The sequence below is a fragment of the Nocardioides yefusunii genome (assembly GCF_004014875.1).
GTDB lineage: Bacteria > Actinomycetota > Actinomycetes > Propionibacteriales > Nocardioidaceae > Nocardioides > Nocardioides yefusunii.
In genome coordinates this window covers 1,739,365-1,764,375 of sequence record NZ_CP034929.1, presented here as the reverse complement: position 1 = coordinate 1,764,375, position 25,011 = coordinate 1,739,365, and the positions used below count along the sequence as shown (strand labels likewise).

The window sequence follows — 25,011 nt, the reverse complement described above, 5'->3', positions numbered from 1 at the left end:
CATGGGTGCGGGGCCATCGTCGTTGGCTCAGAGGTGCGGATCAGGCGTGGCGGGTCAGGCGTGCACGGGCGGGGCCGGAGTGACGATGCCAGCCTCGGCGTCTGCGGCCTCGATCTCCTCGCGCGAGATGCCGAGCAGGTACATGATCGTGTCGAGGTAGGGAACGTTGACCGCGGTGTCGGCAGCCGACTGCACCACCGGGCGGGCGTTGTAGGCCACGCCGAGTCCGGCGGCGTCGAGCATGTCGAGGTCGTTGGCGCCGTCACCGATCGCGATCGTGGCCGCCTCACTGATCTCCAGCTGCGCCGCGAACTCGCGCAGCGCGGTGGCCTTGCCAGCACGGTCGACGACCTGGCCGACGATGCCGCCGGTGAGGTGACCGTCGACGATCTCGAGCTCGTTGGCGCGCTGGAAGTCGATGCCGATGTCGGCGGCGAGGCGCTCGGTGATCTGGCTGAAGCCACCCGAGACGATCGCGAACCGGTAGCCCAGACGCTTCAGCGTGCGGACCATCGTGCGGGCGCCGGGGTTGAACTGGATCTGGGCGTAGACCTCGTCGATCACGGTCGCGGGAAGGCCCTTGAGCAGCGCGACGCGGTGACGCAGCGACTGCTCGAAGTCGAGCTCGCCACGCATCGCGGCCTCCGTCACCCGGGCGACCTCGTCCTCGACACCGGCGTGGGCGGCCAGCATCTCGATGACCTCGCCCTGGATCAGGGTGGAGTCGACGTCCATGACGATCAGACGACGTCCGTGACGCAACATCGAGTCGGCCTGCACCGCGATGTCGACGCCACGCTCTGCAGCCTCGAGGGCGAGGTGGCGACGCAGGCGCTCGGGCTCGACGCCGGAGACGTTCAGGTCGATCGCGGTGACGGGGTAGCGCGCCATCCGGACGATCCGGTCGATGTTGCCGCCGAGGTCGGAGATGCGACCGGTGATCGCGGCCAGCGCCGACGCCTTCAGCGGCGCGCCGATCACGGTGACGTGGCTGCGGCCCGAGGCCCGCACCTGGTTGTCACCGGTGCCGCGCTCGACCTCCACCTGCATGCCCAGGGACTCGCCCTCGGCCTCCAGATGGTCGCGGAGCTTCTTCCAGTCCCGGGGTGCGGTGACGAGGATCCCGAGGACGAGACGGCCGCGCAGCACGATCTGCTCGAGGTCGATCACCTCGACCCCGGTCCGTGCCAACGCGGACAGCACAGCGGCGGTCACGCCGGGCTGGTCCTTGCCGGTGAGCGTGATGAGCAGGGTCTTGGGTGCGACGTCGTCCATGGCACTCCAGAGATTACCCGCGCCCTGCGGCGCCGCTTCGGGCCGGGGGATGTCACGGACCGATCACGAAGGTGTCTCCGTCTCAGACAGGCGGCCAGGCGTCGGCGGAGCAGGACGCCACCAGGGCACGTCGTGCGACCCGGGCGAGATCCACGAGGACGTCCTCGCGCAGCATCGCCTCGGTCGCGCTGACGGAGCCACCGGTGCCGTCGGCGGTGGCCACGTCGATGATCTCCAGCACCAGGTCTGCGCGCGCCGCCAGTGTCACCGCGCGGGCGGGCACTCCGGGTGGGTGCGGGAAGTCGCGGGCGTGGTCGAGGTTGAGCAGACCGTCCACGGCGTCCGGTGACCACGACGCGATGTCGAGGGCAGCGAGCCGGTCCGCTGAGGCGGGCACCGCACGACGCAGCTCCCGATCCGCCTCCCCGAGATCGGCCGGCGGACGGGGTGCGGCACGGTGCACGAACCACTGGGTCCCGGCCCCGATGGTGACCGGCACCGCAGCGAGGAGGACCTCGCCAGGGCGCTCACCCAGGCCCAGCAGAACCTCACCGGCGTCCAGCGCAGCACGGTTGAGCGGGGGAGGACCGGCCAGTCCGAAGAGGTCTCCGGGCACCGGGAGCGAGCAGGCGGTGCGACGTACCCCGGCTCGGGCGAACGACTCCAGCAGCCAGTCGAACCCGACGCCCTCGACGTCGTCGGTCAGGAGGGTCCCGGTCTCGCCGCTCGTGATGGTGTGCACGGGGGAGTGCCAGGTGACGTGCTCCTGCACCTCGCTCAGCGCCACGTCCCCACGCAGCCATGCGGTCGACCACCAGGACGCAGAAGCACACAGGGGAAGGGCACGGCTCACCGGGGGAGCCTACCGACCCGGCGGGGACGGGTGACTAGGCTGCCGCTCATGACCAGCGTGATCGACTTCTCCGGTGTGACCGTCCGCAAGGGTGGCAACGTCCTGCTCGACGACGTGACCTGGACGGTCGAGGAGGACGAGCGCTGGGTGATCCTCGGCCCGAACGGTGCCGGCAAGACCACCCTGCTCCAGATCGCCTCCGCGCAGCTGCACCCCACGGCAGGCGTCGCGGGCATCCTCGACGAGGTCCTCGGCGCCGTCGACGTGTTCGAGCTGCGTCCGCGCATCGGCATCACCAGCGCGGCGCTGGCCGACCAGCTCCCCAAGCGTGAGAAGGTCTCCGACATCGTCGTCTCCGCGGCCTACGGCACCTACGGCCGCTGGCGCGAGCACTACGAGGATCTCGATCACGACCGTGCGGCAGAGCTCCTCAACGAGGTCGGCGCCGCACACTTGGCCGACCGCTCGTTCGGCACCCTGAGCGAGGGCGAGAAGAAGCGCGTCCAGATCGCTCGCGCGCTCATGGCCGACCCCGAGATGCTGCTCCTCGACGAGCCTGCTGCCGGTCTCGACCTGGGTGGTCGTGAGGACCTGGTCTCGACGCTCTCCTCGATCGCGCTCGACGCCGACTCCCCGGCCACCGTCATGGTCTCCCACCACGTCGAGGAGATCCCGCCGGGCTTCACGCACGCGCTGATGCTGCGTCAGGGGCGCGTCGTCGCGCAGGGTCCTCTGCACCTCGTCGTCACCCAGGAGCACCTCTCGGAGACCTTCGGGATGCCGCTGCTGGTCACCGAGGCCGACGGTCGTTACGCGGCCCGACGTCGTCCGCCGGCTCGCGCCGCAGCCCGAGTCTGAGCTCACTCACCGAGCGGGAAAGTTCCCCGGCGCAGGTTCGCTGCGACCCTCGATCGCCTAGGTTGTGCCCATGGACTGGATCTCCGACCACCTCTGGGAGAGTTGGCTCGCGCTCGCGGTGGTGCTGCTCGTCGCCGAGGTCCTGAGCCTCGAGCTCGTGCTGATGATGCTCGCGGGCGGTGCCGTGGTCGGGATGGCAGCCGATCTCGTCGGCCTGCCGCTGCCGTTCCAGGTGCTGGCCGCCTGCGTGGCTGCGGTCGCAGCGCTCGTCCTGCTGCGTCCTCCGGTGTTGCGCCGGCTGCGTCAGGGCCCCGAGCTCACCCAGGGACACGCTCGCCTGCTGGGTGCCCAGGGCGTTGTCCTGCGTGAGGTCTCGGTGCACGCACCGGGTCTGGTGGCGTTCGGTCAGGACGAGTGGACGAGCGTCCCCTACGACGAGACCGTCGTCATCCCGGTGGGAGCCACCGTGGAGGTCTTCGAGATTCGCGGGGCCTCGGCCGTGGTTCACCTCGTGCGCGGTCCCGAACTGGCGCCCGGCGCCTGACCCGTTCGGGTGTGCACCACCACGCCCGTGCCTCCGGCCCACGCACTAGGGTCCTCCCCAGACGCGTGCCCGTCGCGGGCCGCTCACAACGAGAGGGGAGGAACCGATGACCCCCATCATTCTGGGAGTCGTGGCCATCCTGGTCGTGATCGCCCTGTTCAAGGCGGTCCAGATCGTTCCGCAGGCCCAGACGGCCGTCGTGGAACGTTTCGGCAAGTACAAGGCGGCCCTGCCGGCAGGCCTGAGTGTCGTGGTCCCGTTCATCGACGTGGTCCGCTACAAGATCGACTTGCGCGAGCAGGTCGTCAGCTTCCCGCCGCAGCCGGTGATCACCGAGGACAACCTCGTGGTCTCCATCGACACCGTCATCTACTTCCAGGTGACCGACCCGGTGGCTGCGACCTACGAGATCGCCAACTACATCCAGGCCGTCGAGCAGCTCACCATGACGACGCTGCGCAACATCGTCGGTGGCATGGACCTCGAGGACACCCTCACCAGCCGCGAGTCGATCAACTCCGGCCTGCGTGGCGTCCTCGACGAGGCCACCGGGCGCTGGGGCATCCGCGTCAATCGTGTCGAGATCAAGGGCATCGACCCGCCGCCGTCGATCAAGGACGCGATGGAGAAGCAGATGCGGGCCGACCGTGACAAGCGTGCCGTGGTGCTCGTCGCCGAGGGTCAGCGCCAGTCTGCGATCCTCACCGCCGAGGGAAACAAGACCTCCGCGATCCTGAACGCCGAGGGTGAGCGCGAGTCGTCCATCCTGCGTGCCCAGGCCGAGCGGGAGTCCGCGATCCTGCGGGCCCAGGGTGAGGCCGAGGCGATCCAGACGGTCTTCCAGGCCATCCACGACGGGCGTCCCGACCAGGGGCTGCTCGCCTACCAGTACCTGCAGATGATGCCGAAGATCGCCGAGGGTGACGCCAACAAGCTGTGGATCGTCCCGAGCGAGATCGGTGAAGCCCTCAAGGGTCTCGGCTCGGCGTTCGGCCAGCTTCCCGGTGGCCAGGTTCCGGGCGTTCCTGCTCCCGCCGCCGACGAGGTGCCGCGCCAGCAGTGAGCGTCTTCGAGATGGTGGCCGTCCTCCTCGCGGGGACGGCCGCCGGTACCATCAACACCATCGTCGGGTCGGGCACACTGGTGACCTTCCCGACCCTGCTCGCCATCGGCGTCCCTCCCGTGGTCGCCAACGTCTCCAACACCATCGGCCTCGTTCCCGGCTCCGTCTCCGGAGCCTGGGGTTACCGTCGTGAGCTGGCCGGTCAGCGCAGCCGGGTGCTGCGCCTGGCCTCGGCCTCGGTGATCGGTGGCCTGATCGGCGCCGGTCTGCTGCTCGTACTGCCCGAGGACGCCTTCGAAGCGATCGTCCCGGCGCTGATCCTGCTGGGCATCACCCTGGTGGTGTGCGGCAAGCGGATCTCGCGGTGGGTCGCGGCCCGGCACGCCGACACCGGCGGGATGCCGTTCCACGGTGCTTGGTGGGTCTGGCCCGCGATCCTCGCCGCCGGCATCTACGGCGGCTACTTCGGGGCCGCCCAGGGCGTCATCCTGATGGCCGTCCTCGGCATCGGCTTCGACGAGGCGCTGCAGCGCCTCAACGGGATCAAGAACATCCTGGGCGCCGTCGTCAACGGCGTCTCCGGGCTCGTCTTCGTCTTCGTCGCTGACGTCGACTGGCTGATCGTCGCGCTCATCGGCATCGGCGCCGTGATCGGTGGTCAGATCGGTGCGGGTGTGGGCCGCAGACTCCCCGACGCATGGTTGCGTGGCGCGATCGTCGTGGTCGGCGTGAGCGCGCTGCTCTACTTCCTGTTCGGACGCTGAGCAGGCTTCCGGTCGACGGATCACCCGGCGCGTGAACGGCCCGACACCCGCGTGGGTGTCGGGCCGTTGCGCTGGTCCTCGGAGGTCAGGTGGCGGCAGCGTCCTCGACGTAGGTGCGCAGCCACGCCCCGATCTGGTCCATCGCGGCGTCCCGCACCGGTTCGCGCGAGAGCACGATGTCGTGCATCGCGCCGTCGATCGCGACCGAGGTGACATGCGGACCGAGGCTGGTCGCCCACCGGCGGATCTGGGTGACGTCGAGGACGGTGTCGGTGGACATCGCGTCCTCGTCGACGTCGTCGGGGGTGGTGGACCGGGACGAGGAGAGCACGAGCACGGGGGCGCGGACGTCGAGCCCGGTGTGCACCTGGTCGTGTCCGCGGCGCACCGCCGCGAGCCATCCGGTGCGGGCCGGGAACGAGTCGAGCGGCTTCCAGTCGGTGTTGAACTCCCACTCGCCCTGGACCGAGCGGTGGATGCTGCGCCCGTAGACGCCGCTGACCGAACGCGGCAGCACGTCGCGCGGACGCAGGGCGCCCCACTGCTTGATCAGTGCGGTGGCGGGGTTGCGCATGATCCAGCCGCCCTGCATGTCGAGCCAGGGGGAGTTGAGGACGACACCGGCGACGGCGGGGCGGTGCTCGTGCAGCCACAGCGGCACGATGAGGCCGCCGGTGGAGTGTCCGGCGACGACGACGGCCTCGTGCCCGTCGCGCTGGGTGATGCGTCGGTACGCCTCGTCGAGCTCGGGGAAGTGCTCCGAGAGGTCCTCGACGTGGTTCGGGCTCTGGTGATCGGCCAGGGAACGCCCGTACTTGCGCAGGTCGATCGCGTAGAACGTGTACCCGCGGTCGGTCCACCACTGGGCGAAGTGCTTCTGGAAGAAGTAGTCGCAGAACCCGTGGACGTAGAGCACGGCGGCATTGGTGGGGCCGTGGGTGGGCGCCTTGACCAGAGTGGCGGTCACCGGGCCTTCGCGGTCGCTGCCGAGATCGATGGTCTCGCGGGTGAAGGGCGCGCCCAGGACGTCCTCGGTGGCCTCGGCGGACTCAGGGGGTGTGGCGTCGCGCTGCCTGTCGTCGGCCTGGGTGTCGTCGTGCTGCCTGTCGTCGTGCTGCCTGTCGTCGTGCTGCATGGCGTCATCCTGCCACCGGGAGGACTGTGGGACCGGTGTGGTCCGGTGAGCGTGTCCGAGGCGGGGTGCGGTGTGATGCTGAGAGCGAGGCCCGACGTGAACCCTGACTGGTCCGGACCGGGGGAATAGTTCCGTGCACGTCCCTGTTGTGCATGGTGATTCGGCTTTCAACTACCTACTCGGAATTCAGGAGCCCCAGATGCAGTTCGGAATCTTCACCGTCGGTGACGTCACCCGGGACCCGCTGACCGGTCACATGCCCAGTGAGAACGAGCGCATCAAGGCGACCGTGGCGATCGCCAAGCACGCCGAGGAGGTCGGCCTGGACGTGATGGCGTTCGGCCAGCACCACAACCCGCCGTTCGCTGCGTCGTCGCCGACCACGACGATGGCCTACGTCGCCGCACAGACCGAGAACATCGTGCTCTCCACCTCGACCACCCTGATCACCACCACCGACCCGGTGCGGATCGCGGAGGACTACGCCCAGCTGCAGCACCTGGCCGACGGACGGATGGACCTGATGCTCGGTCGTGGCAACACCGGCCCCGTGTATCCCTGGTTCGGCAAGGACATTCGCGACGGCATCGAACTGGCCGTGGAGAACTACGCCCTGCTGCACCAGCTGTGGCGTGAGGACGTCGTGAACTGGCAGGGCAAGCACCGCACGCCGCTGCAGAACTTCACCGCCACCCCGCGTCCGCTCGACGGTGTCGCGCCGTTCGTGTGGCACGGCTCCATCCGCAGCCCCGAGATCGCCGAACAGGCCGCGTACTACGGCGACGGTTTCTTCCACAACCACATCTTCTGGCCCGCTTCGCACGCTGCGCAGATGATCAACCTCTACCGTCGCCGCTTCGAGCACTACGGCCACGGCAAGGCACACCAGGCGATCGTCGGCCTCGGCGGACAGGCTTTCCTGGCCAAGAACTCCCAGGACGCCGTGAGCCAGTTCCGTCCCTACTTCGACAACGCGCCCGTCTACGGACACGGTCCGTCGCTGGAGGACTTCATGGCCGGTACCCCGCTCAGCGTTGGCTCCCCGCAGCAGGTGATCGAGAAGACCCTCGGCTTCCGCGACTACGCCGGCGACTACCAGCGTCAGCTCTGGCTGATGGACCACGCCGGACTGCCGCTCAAGACCGTCCTGGAGCAGCTCGACATCCTCGGCGGCGAGGTCGTCCCGGTGCTGCGCGAGGAGTTCGCGAAGATGCGTCCCGCCGACGTCCCCGACGCTCCCACCCACGCCTCGCTTGTTGCGGCCCAGGGCGGCGGACGTGACGCCACGGTGCACGCGGCCGGCGACGACGTCACCGGCCAGTCGCCCACCGCCTGAGCGTCCACCGCGAACCGCAGCCACCATCACTCACCTCTCGGAACCTCCAGGCAGGACCCCATGACCTTCCGCATCGCCGTGCTCAGCGCCGGCCTCTCCAGCCCGTCGACCACCCGCCTCCTCGCCGACCAGCTCGCCGCGTCGGTCACCGGGGCGCTGAGGGACCTGGGGCACGACCCGACCGTGCAGGTCGTCGAGCTCCGGCCACTCGCGCACGCCCTCGCCGACAACCTGCTCACCGGTTTCGCCGCCGGTGACCTGGCCGACGCGATCCGGGTGGTGGAGGAGTCCGACGTGCTCGTCGCGGTGACGCCAGTCTTCTCGGCGTCGTACTCGGGCCTGTTCAAGACGTTCTTCGACGTCCTGACGCCGGAAGCGCTGGCCGGCAAGCCGCTCCTCATGGGCGCCACCGCCGGGACCGCACGTCACTCGTTGGTCCTCGAGCACGCGCTGCGCCCCCTGTTCTCCTACCTCAAGGCGAGCGTCATCCCCACGGGCGTCTTCGCCGCGAGTGAGGACTTCGGGCCCGCCTCCGACGGCTCGGTCCAGGCGCGCGCAGACCGCGCCGGACGCGAGGCAGCAGCGTTGCTCACCGCAGGAGGGGTGAAGGTGGAGCGCCGGGCCCGCACGGTGGAGGAGGAGTTCGACGCACCCACTCCGTTCGCCGAACTCCTGGGACGCCTGGGGCACTGAGAGGCCGTGACCTGGCCCACGAACCGGGCACGGTGCAGCGCCGGCGGCGGGGCCGGGGGAGAATGGCCGGCATGAACGACTTCCCCCCTTACCCCGCCGGTCTGCGCCTCGCCGGCCGACGCGTCGTGGTCGTCGGAGGCGGTACGGTCGCCCAGCGCCGCATCCCCCCACTCATCGACGCCGGTGCCCGGGTGGAGGTCGTCGCCCCCGAGGTCACCCCCGCGATCGAAGGCATGGCCGAGGAGATCACGCTCACCCTGCGTGGCTTCGCCGAGACCGACCTCGACGAGGCCTGGTACGTGATCGCCGCGACCGACGACGCCGAGGTCAACGCCCGCGTCGGCGCTGCAGCCGAGGAACGCCGGATCTTCTGCGTCCGCAGCGACGACGCCACCGCCGCCAGCGCCTGGACGCCCGCCGTCGGACGCCACGGCTCGGTGACCGTCGCGGTGCTCGGCGCCCGCGAACCGCGGCAGTCCGCGCGCCTGCGCGACGACATCGTCGAAGCACTGCGTGAAGGCGTCCTCACTGCCTCCGGTGCCCTCGACCACAGCCCCGGCGTCGTGCTCGTCGGCGGAGGCCCCGGTGACCCGGGTCTGCTCACCGTCGCCGCCCGTCAGGCGTTGGCGTCGGCCGACGTCGTCGTCGCCGACCGTCTCGCACCCCGTTCCGTCCTCGACGAGCTGCACGCCGACGTCGAACTGATCGACGTCACCAAGCTCCCGCGCGGGCGCAGCGCTCGTCAGGAGCAGATCAACGAGGTCCTCGTCGAGCGCGCCCTCGCCGGCAAGCGCGTCGTCCGGTTCAAGGGCGGCGACAACTTCGTCTTCGGTCGCGGTTTCGAGGAGATCCAGGCCTGCCGCGCCGCCGGTGTGCCGGTGAGTGTCGTTCCCGGTCTCACCTCCTCGATCTCCGTGCCCGGTCTGGCGCAGATCCCGGTCACGCACCGTGGCGTCGCGCACGAGTTCACCGTCATGAGCGGCCACATCCCGCCCGGCCACCCGGACTCCCTCCTGGACTACGCCGCGCTCGGCCGCCTGCGCGGCACCCTGGTGATCCTGATGGGCGTCGAGAACGCCGCCGCGATCGCCGCCGAACTGCAGCGTCACGGTCGGGCCGGGAGCACCCCGGTCGCCGTGATCCTGGACGGCTCGATGCCGACCGAACGTCAGGTGCTCTGCACCTTGGCGAGCCTGGAGGAGACGATCGAGGCTGAGGGCGTCCGCCCGCCCGCGATCATCGTCATCGGTGACGTCGTCGCCGTGGCCCACCCCGAGCGCTACGACGCAGTGCCTGCCGGTGCCGGCGTCGCGCTGACGTCCGAGGAGGCCTGAGATGGCGACCCTGATCGAGATCACCGACGCCGGCGACCCGCGCCTGGGCGACTACCGCGACCTGCGTGACGTCCAGCTGCGCAAGTCGCTGGAGTCCGAGCACGGCCTCTTCCTCGCCGAGGGCGAGAAGGTGGTGCGTCGTGCCGTGGAGTCCGGCCACGCGCCGCGCTCGTTCCTGATGGCCCCGCGGTGGATCGAAGGCCTGAAGGACGTCCTCCACACCACCGACGCCCCCTGCTACGTCCTCAGCGAAGAACTCGCCGAAGAGGTCACCGGGTTCCACGTCCACCGTGGCGCCCTGGCCTCGCTGCACCGCATCCCCACCCCGCCGGTGGCCGAGGTGATCCAGAACGCCCGCTCGGTGCTGGTGCTCGAGGACGTCGTCGACCACACCAACGTCGGGGCGATCTTCCGCTCCGGCGCCGCGATGGGCTTCGACGCCGTCCTGCTGTCGCCGCGCTGCGCCGACCCGCTCTACCGTCGTTCGATCAAGGTCGCGATGGGGGCTGTCTTCACCATGCCGTGGGCCCGGATCGAGGACTGGTACGACGCGATGCCGCACCTGTCGGAGGCCGGGTTCACCACGATCGCGCTCACGTTGGCCGACGACGCCACCCCGATCGAGGAAGCCGTCGCCGGCGTCGACAAGGTTGCGCTCGTCCTGGGCTCCGAGGGCCCGGGCATCTCCGAACGCTGGCAGCGGTCGGCCGACAAGCGCGCGATCATCCCGATGGCTGAGGGCATCGACTCCCTCAACGTCGCAGCCGCGTCCGCGGTGGCCTGCTACGTCGCCGCCCGTCGCTGAGACGAACTACGCCGCAACGCCAGACCCCACCGGTTCGAGTCGCATTCGAGGACGAATGACGACCCGAACCGGTGGGGTCTGCGGCTGTGAGGCGTCGGGGATCAGACGGCCGGCCAACCCACCGGGTAGTGGCGGCGTGCCTTGACGTGCTTCTTGTCGAGCTTCTTGCGCATCTTGTCGTCGAGGTGGTCGCCGAAGACGGTGCCGACGGTGTGGTCGGTCTCGTGCTGCAGGCAGCGGGCCAGGAGGCCGTCGCCCTCGAAGTGGACCGGCTCGCCGTCCAGACCGACACCGTCGACAGCAGCCCAGTCGGGACGCTCGCAGTCGACGAAGGCACCGGGGAACGAGAGGCACCCTTCCTCGTCCTTGTCGAGGCGCTGCTTGCGCTTCTCGGGCAGGGTCAGGACGGGGTTGCAGACCACGCCGACGGTGTGGACGCCTTCGGCGTCGGGGCAGTCGAAGACGAACATCGCGACGTCCTCGCCGATCTGGCACGCAGCCAGGCCGACACCCTCGGCGGCCTCCATGGTGGCGACCATGTCGGCAGCCAGTGCACGCAGCGCGTCGTCGAAGACCTCGACCTTCGCCTGGGGACGGTGCATGACGTCCTCGCCCCAGCGCGTGATCGGGCGGACCGAGCCTCCGGTGGGAAGCGGACCGTGGGGGGCGTTGACGTGCTCACTCATGCGCCTGAGTCTATGGCGTACTCCCCGCATCCCCGACTCCGGTGATACGCGCGGTGCAGCTCCGCCGACACGCCGCCGAGGGGGTGGCGCCGTGTGTAACTCCTAGTTACAGTCCCGCCCATGTTGTTCTCATCACAGCGGGCGTCCGCCAGCCGCCACGGCGTGGCCACGTCCGAGACCCGAGCACCGATCGGCTACGCGGTCGCGGCGCTGAACAAGCTCGCGCAGAGCGACCTCCTCGACAAGACCGGCCTGCGCAAGCAGACCGAGCACCTCGTCTACACCACCACGCGCGGCGGTTTCCGGACCGCAGCCGCCGCCGGACGTGCGTTCGCGAAGAAGAAGAGCTCCGCACCGGGCGTGCGCAGCGCCACCGCGACCAGCAGCGGCCTTTTCGATCTCACGCCCACCGAGGACGAGCAGATGCTCGTCGACGTCGTCGGCCAGCTGGCCGCCGAGGTGGTGCGTCCCGCAGCCTCCGCCGCCGACGACGCCTGCGCCACTCCCGACGACGTGCTGGCGGCGGGCATCGAGCTCGGGCTCCCGGTGCTCGGAGTCCCGGAGAAACTCGGCGGGATCAGCGACGAACGTACCGCGGTCGCCACCACCCTGGTCGCCGAAGCCCTCGCGAAGGGGGACATGGGCATCGCGGTGGCGACCCTGGCCTCCGGTGCTGTCGCCACAGCGATCTCGCTGTGGGGTGACGACGGCCAGCAGCAGACCTACCTGCCCGCCTTCGCCGGCCCCACCCCTCCGGTGGCGGCCCTCGCCCTGAGTGAACCGACCGTCCTCTTCGACGCCCTCTCCCCGAGCACCGTCGCAACGCGCGCGGACAGCGGCTACACCCTCAGCGGCACCAAGTCGGCCGTCGTCCGGGGCGACGAGTGCGAACTCTTCGTCGTCGGTGCGCTCCTGGACGGACGCCCAGCCCTCTTCCTGGTTCCCTCTGACCCGACGACGATCCAGGTCGAGGCCGACCCGTCGATGGGTGTGCGCGCCGCCGGCATGGCGAAGGTGACCTTCGACGCCGCTTCGGCCGAACTCCTCGGCGACACCGACGCCGCTGCCTACACCGAGGCGGTCCGGCTCTCCCGGATCGGCTGGTGTGCCCTCGCCGTCGGCACGGCCCAGGCCGTCCTCGACTACGTCACGGTGTACGTCAAGGAGCGCGAGGCGTTCGGTGAGCCCATCGCGCACCGTCAATCGGTCGCGTTCATGGTCGCCGACATCGCCATCGAACTGCAGGCGATGCGCCTGCTGACGTGGCGGGCTGCGTCCCGCGCCGCCGCGGGCGAGGAGTTCGCCCGTGAGGCCGCCCTCGCGCGCCGCGCCTGTGCCGAGAAGGGCATGAAGATCGGCCTCGACGGCGTCCAGCTGCTCGGTGGCCACGGCTTCGTCAAAGAACACCCCGTCGAACGGTGGTACCGCGACCTGCGGGCCGTCGGAGTCATGGAAGGAGGCGTTCTCGTCTGAGGACGGGACACGTCACATGATCAATCTCGAGACTCCCAGGAAGCACCGCGCCCTGGTCGACCAGGCCCATCAGGTCGCGATGAACATGCTCCGCCCGATCTCCCGCAAGTACGACTCCGCCGAGCACGCGTACCCCAAGGAGCTCGACATGCTCGCCGCGCTCATCGACGGGCTCTCGGACTCCGGGACCGCTGAGGGTGCCGGCGCCACGTCCATGAGCACCGAGCTCGGCACCAAGAAGGTCGCTGACCCCTCGAAGGTCCGCAACGGCGCCAACCTCGCCTCCATCCTGTCGGTGGCCGAGATGTGCTGGGGCGACGGTGGCCTGCTGCTCTCGATGCCGCGTCAGGGTCTGGGCAACGCCGCGATCGCCTCGGTTGCCAGCCCCGAGCAGCAGAAGCGGTTCGCCGGCGTGTGGGCCTCGATGGCGATCACCGAACCCTCGATGGGGTCGGACTCCGCAGCGCTGACCACCACGGCGGTCAAGGACGGCGACCACTACGTCATCAACGGCGAGAAGATCTTCGTCACCTCCGGAGAACGCTCCGACGCCGTCGTCGTGTGGGCCACCTTGGACAAGAGCGCAGGGCGCGCGGCGATCAAGTCCTTCGTCGTCGAGAAGGGGACACCCGGCCTCAAGGTCGAACGCCTCGAGCACAAGCTCGGCATCCGAGCCTCCGACACGGCCGTCATCACCTTCACCGACTGCCGGGTCCCGGCCGAGAACCTGCTGGGATCGCCGGAGATCGACGTCAAGGCCGGTTTCGGAGGCGCGATGGCGACCTTCGACAACACCCGCCCGCTGGTCGCCGCCATGGCGATCGGTGTCGCGCGAGCCTCCCTCGACCTCACCCGCGACCTGTTGGAGAAGGCCGGGATCGTCATCGATTACGACCGTCCCGCCCTCACGCAGTCTGCTGCCGCTGCGAAGTTCCTCGAATTGGAGGCCGACTGGGAAGGTGCCCGACTGCTCACCATGCAGGCTGCGTGGATGGCGGACAACAAGAAGCCGAACTCGCTCGAGGCGTCCATGTCGAAGGCCAAGGCCGGACGTGCGGGATCGGCCGTCACCCTCGGTTGTGTCGAACTCGCAGGAACGCTGGGCTACTCCGAGTCCGAACTCCTGGAGAAGTGGTCGCGCGACTCCAAGATCCTCGACATCTTCGAGGGCACCCAACAGATCCAGCAGTTGATCGTCGCTCGTCGAGTGCTCGGGCTCTCCAGCGCGCAGTTGAAGTGACCGGCGAAGTGACCGGCGAAGTGACCAGCTGACCCGGCCACACCGGGCAAGGCCCCGTCGTCCGACTCAGAGGAGTCGGGTGGCGGGGCCCTCGGCGTCTCCGATCAGGAACCGCGGTGTGTTCCAACCGCGCTCGGCGAAGGCGTCAGCCACCGCAGCGATCAAGGTCTCGGTGAGTTCGCGCGGGACCAACGCGATCGCGCACCCTCCGAAACCACCACCGGTCATCCGGGCGCCGAGTGCGCCTGAGGCCAGAGCGGTCTCGACGACGACGTCGAGTTCGGGGCACGAGACGCCCAGATCGTCACGCAGGCTCCCGTGCGACGCGGTCATGACGGCACCCACGCCGCGCCAGTCACCGCTCACCACGGCGTCGACGAACTCGTCGACACGGGCGATCTCACTGGTGACGTGACGGTGGGCGGCAGCGAGGTCGGAGGGGAGCGCGGTGGGGTCCTTGGCCGCCATCGCTTCTTCAGAACGGGAGCGGACGCGGGCGAAGGCACCGTCGTCGTTGGCGTGCTGCACGCCGGTGTCGACGACGAGCACCTGCAGGCCGGCCGTGCCCGGCAGCCACGGGACCTGCACGTGACGCCCGGTGGAGAAGTTCAGTCGCAACGCTTGGCCCACGGTCGCGAGCAGCGAGACGGTCTGGTCCATCCCGCCGCTCGGGACGCCGACGCCGTCGGTCTCGGCGCGGATCGCAGGAGCCACGAGGTCGTGGTCGGAGCGGTCGTCCACGGCGCGCAGCACCGCACAGATCAGGGCCGCGGAGCTGGAGAGTCCGGCGCCCACGGGAACGGTCGAGGTGACGTGCAGGTCGACACCGCCGTCGTGGGTGGACTCATTCAACGCGGCCAGGACGTAGCGCGCCCACCCCTCAACGCCGCCGGAGACCAGATCGCCCCGGCGTCCGGTCCACGGCTCGTGTCCTGCGGAGGTGAGCCGCACGACGTCGTCCTCGCGCAGGGTCGCCGCCACCCAGGTGGCGTAGGGGATCGTGATCGGCAGGCAGGTGCCGCCGAGGTAGTCGACGTGCTCGCCGATCAGGTTGACCCGACCGGCGGCTCGCGCGACCCGGGTGGGTGCGGTCCCGTGGGTGTCGGTGAAGACCGACATCACCTCGTCGGTCAGGTCCTGCGGGGCCGTCAACTGCGCGTGGGTCACGAGCGAACTCTAGGCTGGCGACGCGCCCCGACCGGGCGCACCCCCGTCGTTCCAGGAGTCGCACCGTGAGCTCGTCCAGCACCCCCTCCGTCCTCGTCGTCGCCGCTGTCGTCGGCGAGGCCGCCCACGTCCCCGAAGGCATTCCGGTGGTCATCACCGGCATCGGCAAGACTGCTGCCGCAGCACGTCTAGCCCGGGCCCTGACCGAGTTCGACGAGATCCCCGACCTCACCGTCCTCAACATCGGCACCGCGGGTGCTCTCCGTGACGGCGTGAGCGGCCTGCACGTCGTGGGCACCGTCTTCAACCACGACATGAACGGCGACGACATCCGCGCCCTGGGCCACGAGCCGCACGACGTGCTGGAGCTCAGTGACTCCGAGATCATGCTGGCTTCGGGCGACCTCTTCGTCAATGACCCCGAGATCCGCGAGAGCCTCGGCGAGGAGGCCCACCTGGTCGACATGGAGGCCTACGCCGTGGCGTGGACCGCCCGTGAGTTCGGCCGCGAGGTCGTCGTCGTCAAGCACGTCTCCGACAACGCCGACGAGGCCGCCAAGGACTGGGCCGCGGCCGTCGACACCAGCGCCCGCGAGCTCGGGGCCTGGGTGACGCAGTACCTCGCCCAGCACTGACCCGTACGGCACGTCACAGGCCCGCACCCTCAGGGTGGCGGGCCTGTGACGTCGCTGGGTGGGATCAGCGCGAGCTGCGGGTGGTGCGGCCGCGCACCACGCCGACGAACGCCTGGGTGCGCTCGCCGTCGTCGACCTTGCGCCACGCGAGCGCCATCCGCGTCGTCGGGAGATCGGTGACGGCGACGGCCTTGACGTCCTTGCGCTGGTAGAGACGGGCCACCGACATCGGGACCTGCACGACGGCGGTGCCGGAGGCCGCGACCTCGATCGCGTCCTTCCACGTCATCGGCGGGAACGGGAGCTGCTCGACGCGGGAGGTGATGCCCTCGGGCACGCCCAGTGCCCACTGCTCGTCGGCGAACTCGTCGGCGGTGAGCTCGTCGTAGGCGGCCGCAGGGTGTTCCTTGCCGACCACGACGACGGGCTGCTCCTCGTAGAGCGGGATGCAGAAGAGGTCGTCGCCCTCGATCGGCATCCGACCCAGCACCATGTCGACGCGGTCCTCGTCGAGAGCGGCCCGCGGGGTGTCGGTCTCCTCCAGCAGGATCATCTCCAACGGCTCCGGGGAGCGGTCGCGCCAAGCGCGAGCCCACTTGTCAGGGGTGGCTCCGGGAACGAATCCGAGTCGCAGCGTCATGGTTCGAGATTAGTCGCAGGGGCGGGACAACTCGACACTCGCCTGACTGGGTGACCCTGATCACCTACGGTGTGGCCATGGAGGGAACGCAAGCACCCGCAGGGGTGCCGGCGACGGCAGATCGGGGGCTCCGGGGAGGTCGCCCCTGGGATGCCGACGTCATCGTCATCGGCAGTGGTTTCGGGGGCGCCGTCACGGCGCTGAGGCTGAGCGAGGCAGGGCATCGCGTCCTGGTGCTCGAGCAGGGACGACGCCTCAGTGACGCCGACCTCCTGCGTGCCCGCACTGATCCGCGCGCCTACCTCTGGCAGCCCGGGCTCGGGATGCGTGGCTTCTTCTGGCAGCGGATCCTGCGCCATGTCGCGGTGATCGGCGGGGCCGGCGTCGGGGGAGGGTCGATCGTGTGGGCCGGGGTCCTGCTCGAGGCAGGGGACGACTTCTACGCCCAACCCGCACTGACACGCCTGGGGCCGGACTGGCGTGCCGAACTCAGCGGACCCTACGCACTCGCCGCGCGGATGTTGGGCCGTGTGCAGACCCCGCACCGCGACGTCATGGACGACAACCTCCTGGCCACCGCGGCCGCCATGGGGCGCGAGCACACCTACGGACCGGTGCCGGTCGCGATCCACTTCGGGCAGCCGGGAGTCACCGAGCCCGACCCGTTCTTCGGGGGAGAGGGGCCTGCCCGCACGGGCTGCCGACTCTGCGGCGAATGCCTGCTGGGCTGCCCCTACGGCGCCAAGAACCAGTTGACGCGGAACTACCTCCACCTCGCCGAGCACACGGGGACCACGATCATCCCCGAGCAAACCGTTAACCGCATCACTGAGCTCGTCGACGGTGGGTACGTGCTGCACGCCGCACACCCCTGGCGACGAGGGGAGGAGCGCACCTACGCCGCACCGCGCGTCGTCGTCGCTGCCGGCGTCCTGGGAACCGTCGAACTCCTCGCCCGCAGCCGCGTCGCAGGAGGTCTCCCTCGGGTCTCCGAGCGGCTCGGGCAGGGGGTGCGGACCAACTCCGAGGCGATCACGGCCGTCCTGCACCCGCCCGGCAGCGACCTCTCGCGCGGTCCCACTATCTCGAGCGACTTTCATCCCGACGACGACACCCACACCACCCAGAACCGCTACATGGGCGGGTGGCACATGCGCGCCCAGGTCGGTCCGTTCGTCGACGACGACGCCCCCGTTCGTCGCCGACGTCGGGTGCTCGGCGCTGTGGTGCGTCACCCGTTGGTGCACCTGCGCACCGGTGCGGCGAAGGATTTCCTGCGTCGCCTGACGGTGCTCACCACCATGCAGCGCCATGACAGTGAACTCGCCCTCGAGCTGCGCACGACGAAGCTCCTCGGTGGCCGCGGCGTGCTCACCTCACGTCTCGTTGGCGGGTCGCGACCGCCCAGCAATCTCTCGATCGCCAACCGGGTCACCCGTACCTACGCCGAACTCACGGGATCCACGCCGCTCAACCTCCTCGGAGAGAGCGTCGGCGGACTCTCGATCACGGCCCACGTGCTCGGTGGCGCGGCGATGGGTCGTGACGCCTCCGAAGGAGTGGTCGACGTCGACCACGAGGTCTTCGGCCACCCAGGTCTCCACATCGCTGACGCCAGCGTGATTCCTGCCAACCTGGGCGTGAATCCGTCGCTCACCATCACCGCCTTCGCGGAGCGGTTCGCTGCCCGATTCCTCGAGCGCCATCCGGCGTCTCCTGTCCGGTCCCGAGCATCGACCCACGCTGCCGATGCCACCCCCACCCTTGGAGTGCCCGTGCCCCACCGCTCGATGTTCGCTGCCCGCCGCGCCTGGTCAGGGCTCGATCCGGTCCGGGTCGCCGACCTGGTGGGTGACCACGAGGCGTCGTTCCTCGCGCCCCTGACGCGCGTGGCGCCGCGGGGTCTCGCCCTGGTGGGCCTGCCCCGGTGGTACGGCAAACGGATCGCGCTCGACGCCGACGGGCACGCGCACGGGGTCAACCTGCTGCGAGCGCGGGTCGGTGGGGGAGTCGAAGAAGTCATGCCGATGGTCCTGCGCGACGGGGTCTCGCTGATCGACGGTCTGCCGGTGGGGGTCGTCGAGTACGCCCCGGGTACGCGCAAGCCCTGGCCGTGGGTGCGTGACGAACTGCGGCGACTCGACGCCGAGACCGTCCTGGGCATGACGGTCGTCGACGTCTGGGGGCTGCGTGCCCTCGGCGGGACGCCGTTCCTGCTGCACCGGCGCTGAGTCGTCAACGGCCGGAACCAGAAGAACCCCGGTTCTCCGTGGAGGAGAACCGGGGTTCTTGTTCTGTGTCCGAGGGGGGACTTGAACCCCCACGCCCTAATACGGGCACTAGCACCTCAAGCTAGCGCGTCTGCCTATTCCGCCACCCGGACAGGGTGTCTGTCGTGCTGACAAAGAGAACATTACCCATGGCTGGCAGAAGTGAAGAATCGGGGGGTTTTCGGCTGCTGGGAGTAGCGGAAACGAGCACGTTCTCGGCGTGGTGCGAGCGGTTCCTGCGGTCTTCACCGCGTGGCGATCTAGCGTGGGGCGCGTGAACACTGTGACGACCGCGGCGGCCGCCGAAGACCTGGCCAGGAACGTGACCGACGCAGGACGTACCCGGGTGGTGGTGGTCCTGACCGCGCCGCCCGGTGAGGCGCAGCCGTGGTTCGACGTCGAGGAGATCCTCACCTCGCTCGGTGGGGATGCCGACGTGCACCTGCTGGCCACCGGTGAGGCGGTCTGGGCGTTCTGTGCGCGTATCCCCGAGGCAGCGCAGGTGCTCGGTGGCGCAGGACGGGTCTACCCGCCGGGGCGCGCCTGGCTCGACGACCCCACGCGCTTCCCGCTCCGGTTCCCTGCCGTCCCCGCGGACGCCGTGGCCACCGCCGTTCTGGTCGACGACGCCCTCGCGATGGTGGCCCGCGCCAACTGGCGCAGCGGCCGGATCGCCGCCGGACGTCGTCGGGTGACCGGGGTGGTCAAGGGAGCGGTCGCCAACCGTGCTCTGGTCCGCCTCGACGCCGGCGGTTTCGCCAGCATCACCCCTGCTCTCACGGTGCCCGGCATTCCGCTGGAACGACTCGTCTCCGAGGGGCAGCAGGTCACCGGACTGCATGACCCGGCCAGTCGATGGCTCGATGTCCACGACTCCCTGCGCCCCGCGTCGCAGTTCCTCAAGGCGTACAAGGTCGGTCGGGTGGTGCTCGTCGAGGTGGCGCGGGTGGAGCAGGACCATCTCGTGGTCCGACTGCACCCCGACGTGGAGGTCCGGGTGGAGGGCGCTGACGCCGCCCGGGGGAACGCAGCTCTGGTGACGCTCTACAGCCCCGGTGACGTGGTGCGTGCCGTGGTCGTGACGCGACCTCCTGCCTGGGCCGTGCGTCTGGTCGACGTCCCTGTCGAAGAACCGGTGCGCGCAGCAGCTCTCCTCCCGGGCGGGCCGGCGTGGCTCGTCGAGCGCGCGCCCGAACAGGGCGCGGCTTCGGTGCCCGCGGCCGCGCCTGGCGCTGTGATGCCCCGTCCGGCCGTTCCGGCGCCGCCGCGCAAGCGTCCGGGGGTGCCCGGAATCCCGCGATCCGCGACGACTCCGTCGAAGCGGGAGCTCGACACTGTTCGTCGTGCGGAGCGCGAGACCGGTGAACCCCCGGCTGTCCCGGTGGCCGCCACGCCCGCCGCTCTGGTGGGGCGTCGGCCCGTGCCGCTCACGGCCACGCCGGTGGTGATGACGCCGGCTGCCGCCCCCAAGACTGCCGCCTCCAAGTCTGCTGCGCCGAGCCCTGGTTTCCCGAGCCCTGGTGTCCCGAAGCCAGCGACGCCGCGGCCTACCGCGACGCCGCAGCCGGTGCACAGCACGTCACCCGCCGGCGCGGTGCGTCTCCCGCCGGCCGGCCTGAAGCCGCCGACGCGAGTGGGGAAGAGCGGTGGTGGCGCAGGAGCCGCTGAGTTCGCCGCCCTGCTGCAGGAGTTCGCCCTCCTCGAACGAGAACGCGCCCGGCTGGAAACGCGCGTGGAGTCATTGAACGAACAACTGCGCGACCAGCGGTCCCAGCTCCGCAAGGCGGTCGCCGAGCGTGCCGCGGACGCGCCTGCGGTCTTCGCCGATCCTGAATTCGGGTTCAGGCATGCGGTGCTCGGTGCGTGGGCGCGTCGGATTCCGGTGGCTGAGCAGGCGTCGGTGCCGTTGGGTGACTTCCGGATCGGTGAGCAGTTCCTGGCCAGCGTCGAGCGCCTCGGCGCGTCGTATCGTGACAAGGTGCTCTCGGTGACGGTGGAGATCGTCTGCGGGCTCGCGCCGTCCCTGCCGAGTCGTGAGGTGCATCGCTACCGCGAGTCCGAGTCCGGCGGTAGTCCGTACGTCACCCGCGCCGATGGCGCTGCGCTGTGGCGCGCCTCGTTGCAGGCCGGGACCGCGGCCGCGCGTCGGATCCACTACTGGATCCTGCCTGGCGGACTCGTCGAGCTGTGCCACGTCGGCGTGCACGACGAGCGTCCCCCTCACTGACGGACTCATTCCCCTTTCTCCTCCTCGCGGATCGAAGCGGGGAGGGGAAAGGGGAGGGACCCTGAAATGCAGAAAGATCCGGTTCCTGTTTCCAGGAACCGGATCTTTATCTGTGTCCGAGGGGGGACTTGAACCCCCACGCCCTAATACGGGCACTAGCACCTCAAGCTAGCGCGTCTGCCTATTCCGCCACCCGGACTGGGTGTCTGTCGTGCTGACAAAGAGAACATTAGCAACGGGACGCGGACTTGGGAAAACGGGGGGTCCCTTGTGGTGCCAGAAGGGACCAGGGCGGAGGATGGATGGCATGGCTGACGATGCTCTGACCTCCACGAACGGCACCGGCGAAGGATTTTTCTCCCGCGACCCCGGACGTGAGGTCGTGGACCTCGCCCGTGACCTGATCCGTATCGACTCCTCCAACTACGGCGACGGAAGTGGCCCCGGAGAACGCGGAACGGCTGAACACGTCGCTGCGCTGCTCGACGAGGTCGGCATCACCCCCGAGATCGTCGAGCTCGCTCCGGGGCGCGCCAACGTCGTGGCTCGTTTCGGTGGGCGTCCCGGTGGACGCGAGGACGCTCTCCTGGTCCACGGCCACCTCGACGTCGTCCCTGCGCAGGCCTCGGACTGGACTTACGATCCGTTCGCTGGCGAGATCGCCGACGGCTACCTCTGGGGTCGTGGAGCGGTCGACATGAAGGACTTCGACGCGATGGCGCTCTCCGTCGTCCGTGAGCGTGCCCGCACCGGTGCGTTGCCCGAGCGTCCCGTTGTCCTCTGCTTCACCGCGGACGAGGAGGCCGGTGGTCACTTCGGTGGCGAACTCCTCGTCGCCCAGCGTCCCGAGCTGTTCGAGGGGTGCACCGAGGCGGTCGGTGAGGTCGGCGGCTTCACCACGACCGTCCGCGGCCAGCGGATCTACCTGATCGAGGCCGCCGAACGCGGCATGGCGTGGATGAAGCTCACCGCCCGCGGCACCGCCGGACACGGCTCGATGGAGAACGCCGACAACGCCGTCACCCGGCTCGCCGGGGCGGTCGCCAGGGTGGGAGCCCACCAGTGGCCCGTCCGCCTTACCCCGGCGATGGAGGTGCTGCTCGCCACCGTCGGTGAGATCGCAGGCGTCGCACCCACCCCGGAGAACGCCGAGGCCCTGGTCAGCGAGTTCGAGTCGTCGGCGCAGATGCTCGCTGCCGTGCTGCGCAACACCGTCAACCCGACCATGCTCGGGGCCGGCTACAAGGTCAACGTCATTCCGTCGGAGGCCACCGCACACCTCGACGGCCGCTTCCTGCCCGGCTACGAGGACGAGTTCTTCGCCACTCTGGACAGCCTGCTCGGCCCCGGCGTCGAGCGCGAGTTCGTCAGCCACCAGCGTCCGTGGGAGTCACCGACCGATTCGGACCTGATGGGGGCGATCAGTCGCTCCATCCTCGCCGAGGACCCCGATGCGCACGTCGCGCCGTTCCTGCTCAGCGCCGGCACCGACGGCAAGCACTTCGGCAAGCTCGGGATGCAGACCTACGGCTTCGCGCCGCTGCGTCTGCCCGCCGACCTCGACTTCGGTTCGTTGTTCCACGGTGTCGACGAGCGAGTCCCGCTCGACGCGCTCCGTTTCGGTGCGCGGGTCTTCGACCGGTTCCTCGATGAGGCCTGAGCCGTCTCAGGAGAGGCGTGATCAGGCGGTGCGCACGACCCGGATCACCTTGCGGCGCAGCAGCACGCTGCGGGTCCCGTCAGGAGCGATCCGGGTACGGGACAACTCCCAGCCACCCAGTTCGGCCTGCTCCACCAGGAGCCGTGTCACTGCGCTGCGGGACAGGTCGCGTTCGTAGCGCAGCGAGCGATACTCCCACTCGGCGGCGTTCGCACGCTGACGGGCCTTGATGACGTCGAGGGCAGGGATACGGGCCACAGGACTCTCCTGACGCAGGCAGTGCGGACGAACGGGTGGATCAGAGGCGCGGGACCTCGGCGGAGACGTCGTCCAGGGCCGCGATCAGCTCCGGCGGCAACGCCAGGTCCTCACAGGCCAGGGCGGGCGAGATCTGCGACGCAGTACGCGCACCCACGATGGGTGCGGTGACACCGAGACGGTCCCGGACCCACACGAGGGCGACCTGGAGCGGGCTCCAGCCCAGACCCTCGGCCGCCTTGGTGACGGCCTCGACGATGCCCCGTCCTCGCTCGTCGAGGTAGGGGTGGACGAACGCTGCATAGGTGTCGGACGCCGCGCGCGAGTCCGACGGCAGACCGGTGCGGTACTTGCCGGTCAGGACACCGCGGCCCAGCGGCGACCACGGCAGGACACCCAGACCGGTGGCGCGAGCAGCCGGGATGACCTCGTCCTCCACGGAACGCTGCAGCAGCGAGTACTCCACCTGGGTGCTGGCCAACTGGACACGGCCGGGCACGGCGCGCTGCCACGTGGCGGCCTGGGCGGTCTGCCAACCGGAGTAGTTCGAGATGCCGACGTAGCGGGCCCGGCCGGTCTGGACGGCGAAGTCGAGGGTCGCGAGCGTCTCCTCGATCGGGGTCTCGTCGGACCACACGTGCACCTGCCACAGGTCGACGTGGTCGACCTTGAGGCGACGCAGCGAGGCGTCCAGGTCGTCGAGCAGCGTCCCGCGCGAGGCCGACGGCACTCGCTGGTGGCCACGACGTCCCACGCCGCCCTTGGTCGCGATGACGACGTCCTCACGGCGCACCACGTCACCGATGAGGGAGCCCAGGAGTTCCTCCGAGAGCCCGTCGCCGTAGCTCGCGGCGGTGTCGACGAAGTTTCCGCCGGCCTCCACGTAACGCCGGAACTGGTCCCTGGCCTCGTGCTCGTCGGTCTCACGACCCCAGGTCATGGTGCCCAGACCGAGGCGGGAGACGAAGAGACCGGTACGACCGACGGAGCGCTGCTGCATGGCGTCACGTTAACCACCCGGCGTGGGCGAACCCACCCCGGCTCGCCGTCAGGGTGCACCCGCGGGCGTGACGCAGGCGTCGAGCCCTAGTGTTGGGCCCCATGTGGGACATGTTCAAGGCCGTGGTCCTCGGAACCCTCCAGGGGTTGACCGAGTTCCTCCCGATCTCTTCCAGTGCGCACCTGCGCATCTTCCCTGAGCTCTTCGGGTGGGAGGACCCGGGCGCGGCCTTCACCGCGGTGGTGCAGATCGGCACCGAGCTCGCGGTGCTCATCTACTTCCGCAAGGACATCTGGAACATCGCCACCAACTGGGTGCGGGCCGCCGTGACCGGGCTGATGCTGATCGCGGTGCGTCTCAACAACCGTGTGGCTCGCCGGTGGAACATCGGCACGGTGCGGGCCGACTCCGGTCTGGCCCGCGAGAGCAGCACGATGAACAAGACCCTCGAGGTCCGCATGGGCTGGTACATCATCTTCGGCTCGATCCCGATCGTCCTGCTGGGCATCTTCTTCAAGGACCTCATCGAGGAGGACCTCCGCAACCTCTGGATCGTGGCCACGATGCTGGTCGTCATGGGCGTGGTGCTCGGCATTGCCGACCGGATCGGTCGCAACGCCCGCCCGGTCAGTGAACTGACCCGCAAGGACGCCCTCGCGATGGGTCTGGCCCAGGCGATGGCGCTGATCCCCGGCGTCTCCCGCTCCGGCGCGACGATCTCGATGGGTCTCTTCCTCGGCCTCGAGCGCGCTGCAGCCACCCGGTTCGCATTCCTGCTGGCCATCCCCGCCGTGGTCGGCGCCGGCATCTTCACGCTGCCCGACATCGGTGCCGGTGACAACCCCTACGGCTGGGGTCCGACCGCCCTGGCGACCGTGATCTCGTTCGTCGTCGGCTATGCCGCGATCGCCTGGCTGCTGCGTTACGTCTCCACCAAGTCGTACACCCCGTTCGTGATCTACCGGATCGCGCTCGGACTGGTCGTGATGGTGCTGCTCGGGACCGGCGTCCTCGCCGCCTGACGCCCGCTCCACCTCGTACCCTCCGGTACCTCCTGCGCAGGGGTCGACCGTCATGGTCGGCCCCTGCTGCCGT

General features: G+C 69.8%; 22 protein-coding genes, 2 tRNA genes and 1 pseudogene. 15 read left to right on the top strand and 10 right to left on the bottom strand.

Annotation, left to right across the window (positions count from 1 at the left end; genetic code table 11):
* Positions 1 to 54 precede the first annotated feature (54 nt).
* Together serB and EOV43_RS08015 are read right to left on the bottom strand one after the other, a co-directional pair.
* Positions 55 to 1,275, bottom strand: a complete 1,221-nt coding sequence (gene serB, locus EOV43_RS08020; protein ID WP_128220826.1) for a phosphoserine phosphatase SerB — start codon at positions 1,273 to 1,275, stop codon at positions 55 to 57.
* Positions 1,276 to 1,357: 82 nt separating this feature from the next.
* A complete protein-coding gene (locus tag EOV43_RS08015) occupies positions 1,358 to 2,128 on the bottom strand; it encodes a hypothetical protein (RefSeq protein ID WP_128220825.1) in 771 nt (256 codons plus the stop codon).
* A gap of 48 nt (positions 2,129 to 2,176) precedes the next feature.
* Between EOV43_RS08015 and EOV43_RS08010 the strand changes: the two genes are divergently transcribed.
* The 4 genes and pseudogenes from EOV43_RS08010 to EOV43_RS07995 all read left to right on the top strand — a co-directional run bounded on the left by EOV43_RS08010 (position 2,177) and on the right by EOV43_RS07995 (position 5,357).
* Positions 2,177 to 2,986 (top strand): ABC transporter ATP-binding protein, encoded by an 810-nt coding sequence (locus EOV43_RS08010; RefSeq protein WP_128220824.1) that lies wholly within the window; start codon positions 2,177 to 2,179, stop codon positions 2,984 to 2,986.
* Positions 2,987 to 3,056: 70 nt separating this feature from the next.
* The gene (locus EOV43_RS08005; RefSeq protein WP_128220823.1) at positions 3,057 to 3,530 is read left to right on the top strand and encodes an NfeD family protein; all 474 of its coding nucleotides are present in this window, start codon (positions 3,057 to 3,059) and stop codon (positions 3,528 to 3,530) included.
* Positions 3,531 to 3,636: 106 nt separating this feature from the next.
* Positions 3,637 to 4,536 (top strand): annotated as a pseudogene (locus EOV43_RS08000) (SPFH domain-containing protein); the annotation flags it as partial.
* 53 nt (positions 4,537 to 4,589) lie between these two features.
* A complete protein-coding gene (locus tag EOV43_RS07995; RefSeq protein ID WP_128220821.1) occupies positions 4,590 to 5,357 on the top strand; it encodes a sulfite exporter TauE/SafE family protein in 768 nt (255 codons plus the stop codon).
* Positions 5,358 to 5,442: 85 nt separating this feature from the next.
* On the opposite strand, the gene EOV43_RS07990 is transcribed toward EOV43_RS07995, so the two are convergent.
* The gene (locus EOV43_RS07990; RefSeq protein ID WP_128220820.1) at positions 5,443 to 6,492 is read right to left on the bottom strand and encodes an alpha/beta hydrolase; all 1,050 of its coding nucleotides are present in this window, start codon (positions 6,490 to 6,492) and stop codon (positions 5,443 to 5,445) included.
* 199 nt (positions 6,493 to 6,691) lie between these two features.
* On the opposite strand from EOV43_RS07990, the gene EOV43_RS07985 reads away from it, so the two are divergent.
* From EOV43_RS07985 to EOV43_RS07970, 4 genes are all read left to right on the top strand, one after another.
* Entirely contained in the window at positions 6,692 to 7,828 is a 1,137-nt protein-coding gene (locus tag EOV43_RS07985) for an LLM class flavin-dependent oxidoreductase (protein WP_128220819.1), read from the top strand.
* Positions 7,829 to 7,888: 60 nt separating this feature from the next.
* Positions 7,889 to 8,521: an FMN reductase gene (locus EOV43_RS07980; protein WP_128220818.1), complete on the top strand. Its 633-nt coding sequence runs from the start codon at positions 7,889 to 7,891 to the stop codon at positions 8,519 to 8,521.
* Positions 8,522 to 8,592: 71 nt separating this feature from the next.
* Positions 8,593 to 9,855 carry a uroporphyrinogen-III C-methyltransferase gene (gene cobA / locus EOV43_RS07975; RefSeq protein WP_128220817.1) on the top strand — a complete coding sequence of 421 codons (1,263 nt, stop codon included), beginning with the start codon at positions 8,593 to 8,595 and terminating at the stop codon, positions 9,853 to 9,855.
* 1 nt (position 9,856) lies between these two features.
* Entirely contained in the window at positions 9,857 to 10,660 is an 804-nt protein-coding gene (locus tag EOV43_RS07970; protein WP_128220816.1) for a TrmH family RNA methyltransferase, read from the top strand.
* Positions 10,661 to 10,761: 101 nt separating this feature from the next.
* On the opposite strand, the gene def is transcribed toward EOV43_RS07970, so the two are convergent.
* On the bottom strand, positions 10,762 to 11,346 hold the full coding sequence (gene def, locus EOV43_RS07965; RefSeq protein ID WP_128220815.1) for a peptide deformylase: 585 nt from the start codon (positions 11,344 to 11,346) through the stop codon (positions 10,762 to 10,764).
* A gap of 120 nt (positions 11,347 to 11,466) precedes the next feature.
* Here def and EOV43_RS07960 point away from each other — a divergent pair, with 120 nt between their 5' ends.
* Complete coding sequence (locus tag EOV43_RS07960) at positions 11,467 to 12,819, top strand: acyl-CoA dehydrogenase family protein (RefSeq protein WP_128220814.1); 1,353 nt, start codon at positions 11,467 to 11,469, stop codon at positions 12,817 to 12,819.
* 16 nt (positions 12,820 to 12,835) lie between these two features.
* Positions 12,836 to 14,059, top strand: a complete 1,224-nt coding sequence (locus EOV43_RS07955; protein WP_128220813.1) for an acyl-CoA dehydrogenase family protein — start codon at positions 12,836 to 12,838, stop codon at positions 14,057 to 14,059.
* 66 nt (positions 14,060 to 14,125) lie between these two features.
* Here the strand turns inward: EOV43_RS07955 and EOV43_RS07950 are convergent, their stop codons facing one another.
* Complete coding sequence (locus EOV43_RS07950; protein WP_128220812.1) at positions 14,126 to 15,226, bottom strand: galactokinase; 1,101 nt, start codon at positions 15,224 to 15,226, stop codon at positions 14,126 to 14,128.
* 65 nt (positions 15,227 to 15,291) lie between these two features.
* On the opposite strand from EOV43_RS07950, the gene EOV43_RS07945 reads away from it, so the two are divergent.
* Positions 15,292 to 15,861: a nucleosidase gene (locus tag EOV43_RS07945; RefSeq protein WP_128220811.1), complete on the top strand. Its 570-nt coding sequence runs from the start codon at positions 15,292 to 15,294 to the stop codon at positions 15,859 to 15,861.
* A 64-nt stretch (positions 15,862 to 15,925) separates the two neighbouring features.
* Here the strand turns inward: EOV43_RS07945 and EOV43_RS07940 are convergent, their stop codons facing one another.
* Complete coding sequence (locus EOV43_RS07940; protein ID WP_128220810.1) at positions 15,926 to 16,501, bottom strand: LysR substrate-binding domain-containing protein; 576 nt, start codon at positions 16,499 to 16,501, stop codon at positions 15,926 to 15,928.
* A gap of 50 nt (positions 16,502 to 16,551) precedes the next feature.
* On the opposite strand from EOV43_RS07940, the gene EOV43_RS07935 reads away from it, so the two are divergent.
* Positions 16,552 to 18,732, top strand: a complete 2,181-nt coding sequence (locus tag EOV43_RS07935) for an FAD-dependent oxidoreductase (protein WP_206611292.1) — start codon at positions 16,552 to 16,554, stop codon at positions 18,730 to 18,732.
* Positions 18,733 to 18,798: 66 nt separating this feature from the next.
* Here the strand turns inward: EOV43_RS07935 and EOV43_RS07930 are convergent.
* A tRNA-Leu gene (locus tag EOV43_RS07930) sits at positions 18,799 to 18,884 on the bottom strand.
* Positions 18,885 to 19,045: 161 nt separating this feature from the next.
* Here EOV43_RS07930 and EOV43_RS07925 point away from each other — a divergent pair.
* Positions 19,046 to 20,998, top strand: coding sequence for a hypothetical protein (locus tag EOV43_RS07925; protein WP_128220809.1), 1,953 nt, complete (start codon positions 19,046 to 19,048; stop codon positions 20,996 to 20,998).
* A 113-nt stretch (positions 20,999 to 21,111) separates the two neighbouring features.
* Here EOV43_RS07925 and EOV43_RS07920 read toward each other — a convergent pair.
* Positions 21,112 to 21,197 (bottom strand) — tRNA-Leu (locus tag EOV43_RS07920).
* 108 nt (positions 21,198 to 21,305) lie between these two features.
* On the opposite strand from EOV43_RS07920, the gene EOV43_RS07915 reads away from it, so the two are divergent.
* Positions 21,306 to 22,658: a M20/M25/M40 family metallo-hydrolase gene (locus EOV43_RS07915; protein ID WP_128220808.1), complete on the top strand. Its 1,353-nt coding sequence runs from the start codon at positions 21,306 to 21,308 to the stop codon at positions 22,656 to 22,658.
* Positions 22,659 to 22,679: 21 nt separating this feature from the next.
* Here EOV43_RS07915 and EOV43_RS07910 read toward each other — a convergent pair whose 3' ends face one another.
* Together EOV43_RS07910 and EOV43_RS07905 are read right to left on the bottom strand one after the other, a co-directional pair.
* Positions 22,680 to 22,916, bottom strand: coding sequence for a DUF5703 family protein (locus tag EOV43_RS07910; protein ID WP_128220807.1), 237 nt, complete (start codon positions 22,914 to 22,916; stop codon positions 22,680 to 22,682).
* A gap of 40 nt (positions 22,917 to 22,956) precedes the next feature.
* Complete coding sequence (locus EOV43_RS07905; protein ID WP_128220806.1) at positions 22,957 to 23,916, bottom strand: aldo/keto reductase; 960 nt, start codon at positions 23,914 to 23,916, stop codon at positions 22,957 to 22,959.
* A gap of 101 nt (positions 23,917 to 24,017) precedes the next feature.
* Between EOV43_RS07905 and EOV43_RS07900 the strand changes: the two genes are divergently transcribed.
* On the top strand, positions 24,018 to 24,938 hold the full coding sequence (locus EOV43_RS07900; RefSeq protein WP_128220804.1) for an undecaprenyl-diphosphate phosphatase: 921 nt from the start codon (positions 24,018 to 24,020) through the stop codon (positions 24,936 to 24,938).
* Positions 24,939 to 25,011 lie beyond the last annotated feature (73 nt).

Bases quoted from the DNA above. Each gene is read 5' to 3' on its own strand.
- EOV43_RS07960 (WP_128220814.1), top strand. From the start codon at position 11,467: ATGTTGTTCTCATCACAGCGGGCGTCCGCCAGCCGCCACGGCGTGGCC.
- EOV43_RS07970 (WP_128220816.1), top strand. From the start codon at position 9,857: ATGGCGACCCTGATCGAGATCACCGACGCCGGCGACCCGCGCCTGGGC.
- EOV43_RS07940 (WP_128220810.1), bottom strand. From the start codon at position 16,501: ATGACGCTGCGACTCGGATTCGTTCCCGGAGCCACCCCTGACAAGTGG.
- EOV43_RS08005 (WP_128220823.1), top strand. From the start codon at position 3,057: ATGGACTGGATCTCCGACCACCTCTGGGAGAGTTGGCTCGCGCTCGCG.
- EOV43_RS07905 (WP_128220806.1), bottom strand. From the start codon at position 23,916: ATGCAGCAGCGCTCCGTCGGTCGTACCGGTCTCTTCGTCTCCCGCCTC.
- cobA (WP_128220817.1), top strand. From the start codon at position 8,593: ATGAACGACTTCCCCCCTTACCCCGCCGGTCTGCGCCTCGCCGGCCGA.
- EOV43_RS07990 (WP_128220820.1), bottom strand. From the start codon at position 6,492: ATGCAGCACGACGACAGGCAGCACGACGACAGGCAGCACGACGACACC.
- EOV43_RS07900 (WP_128220804.1), top strand. From the start codon at position 24,018: ATGTGGGACATGTTCAAGGCCGTGGTCCTCGGAACCCTCCAGGGGTTG.
- EOV43_RS07955 (WP_128220813.1), top strand. From the start codon at position 12,836: ATGATCAATCTCGAGACTCCCAGGAAGCACCGCGCCCTGGTCGACCAG.
- EOV43_RS08010 (WP_128220824.1), top strand. From the start codon at position 2,177: ATGACCAGCGTGATCGACTTCTCCGGTGTGACCGTCCGCAAGGGTGGC.
- serB (WP_128220826.1), bottom strand. From the start codon at position 1,275: ATGGACGACGTCGCACCCAAGACCCTGCTCATCACGCTCACCGGCAAG.
- def (WP_128220815.1), bottom strand. From the start codon at position 11,346: ATGAGTGAGCACGTCAACGCCCCCCACGGTCCGCTTCCCACCGGAGGC.
- EOV43_RS07980 (WP_128220818.1), top strand. From the start codon at position 7,889: ATGACCTTCCGCATCGCCGTGCTCAGCGCCGGCCTCTCCAGCCCGTCG.
- EOV43_RS07985 (WP_128220819.1), top strand. From the start codon at position 6,692: ATGCAGTTCGGAATCTTCACCGTCGGTGACGTCACCCGGGACCCGCTG.
- EOV43_RS07915 (WP_128220808.1), top strand. From the start codon at position 21,306: ATGGCTGACGATGCTCTGACCTCCACGAACGGCACCGGCGAAGGATTT.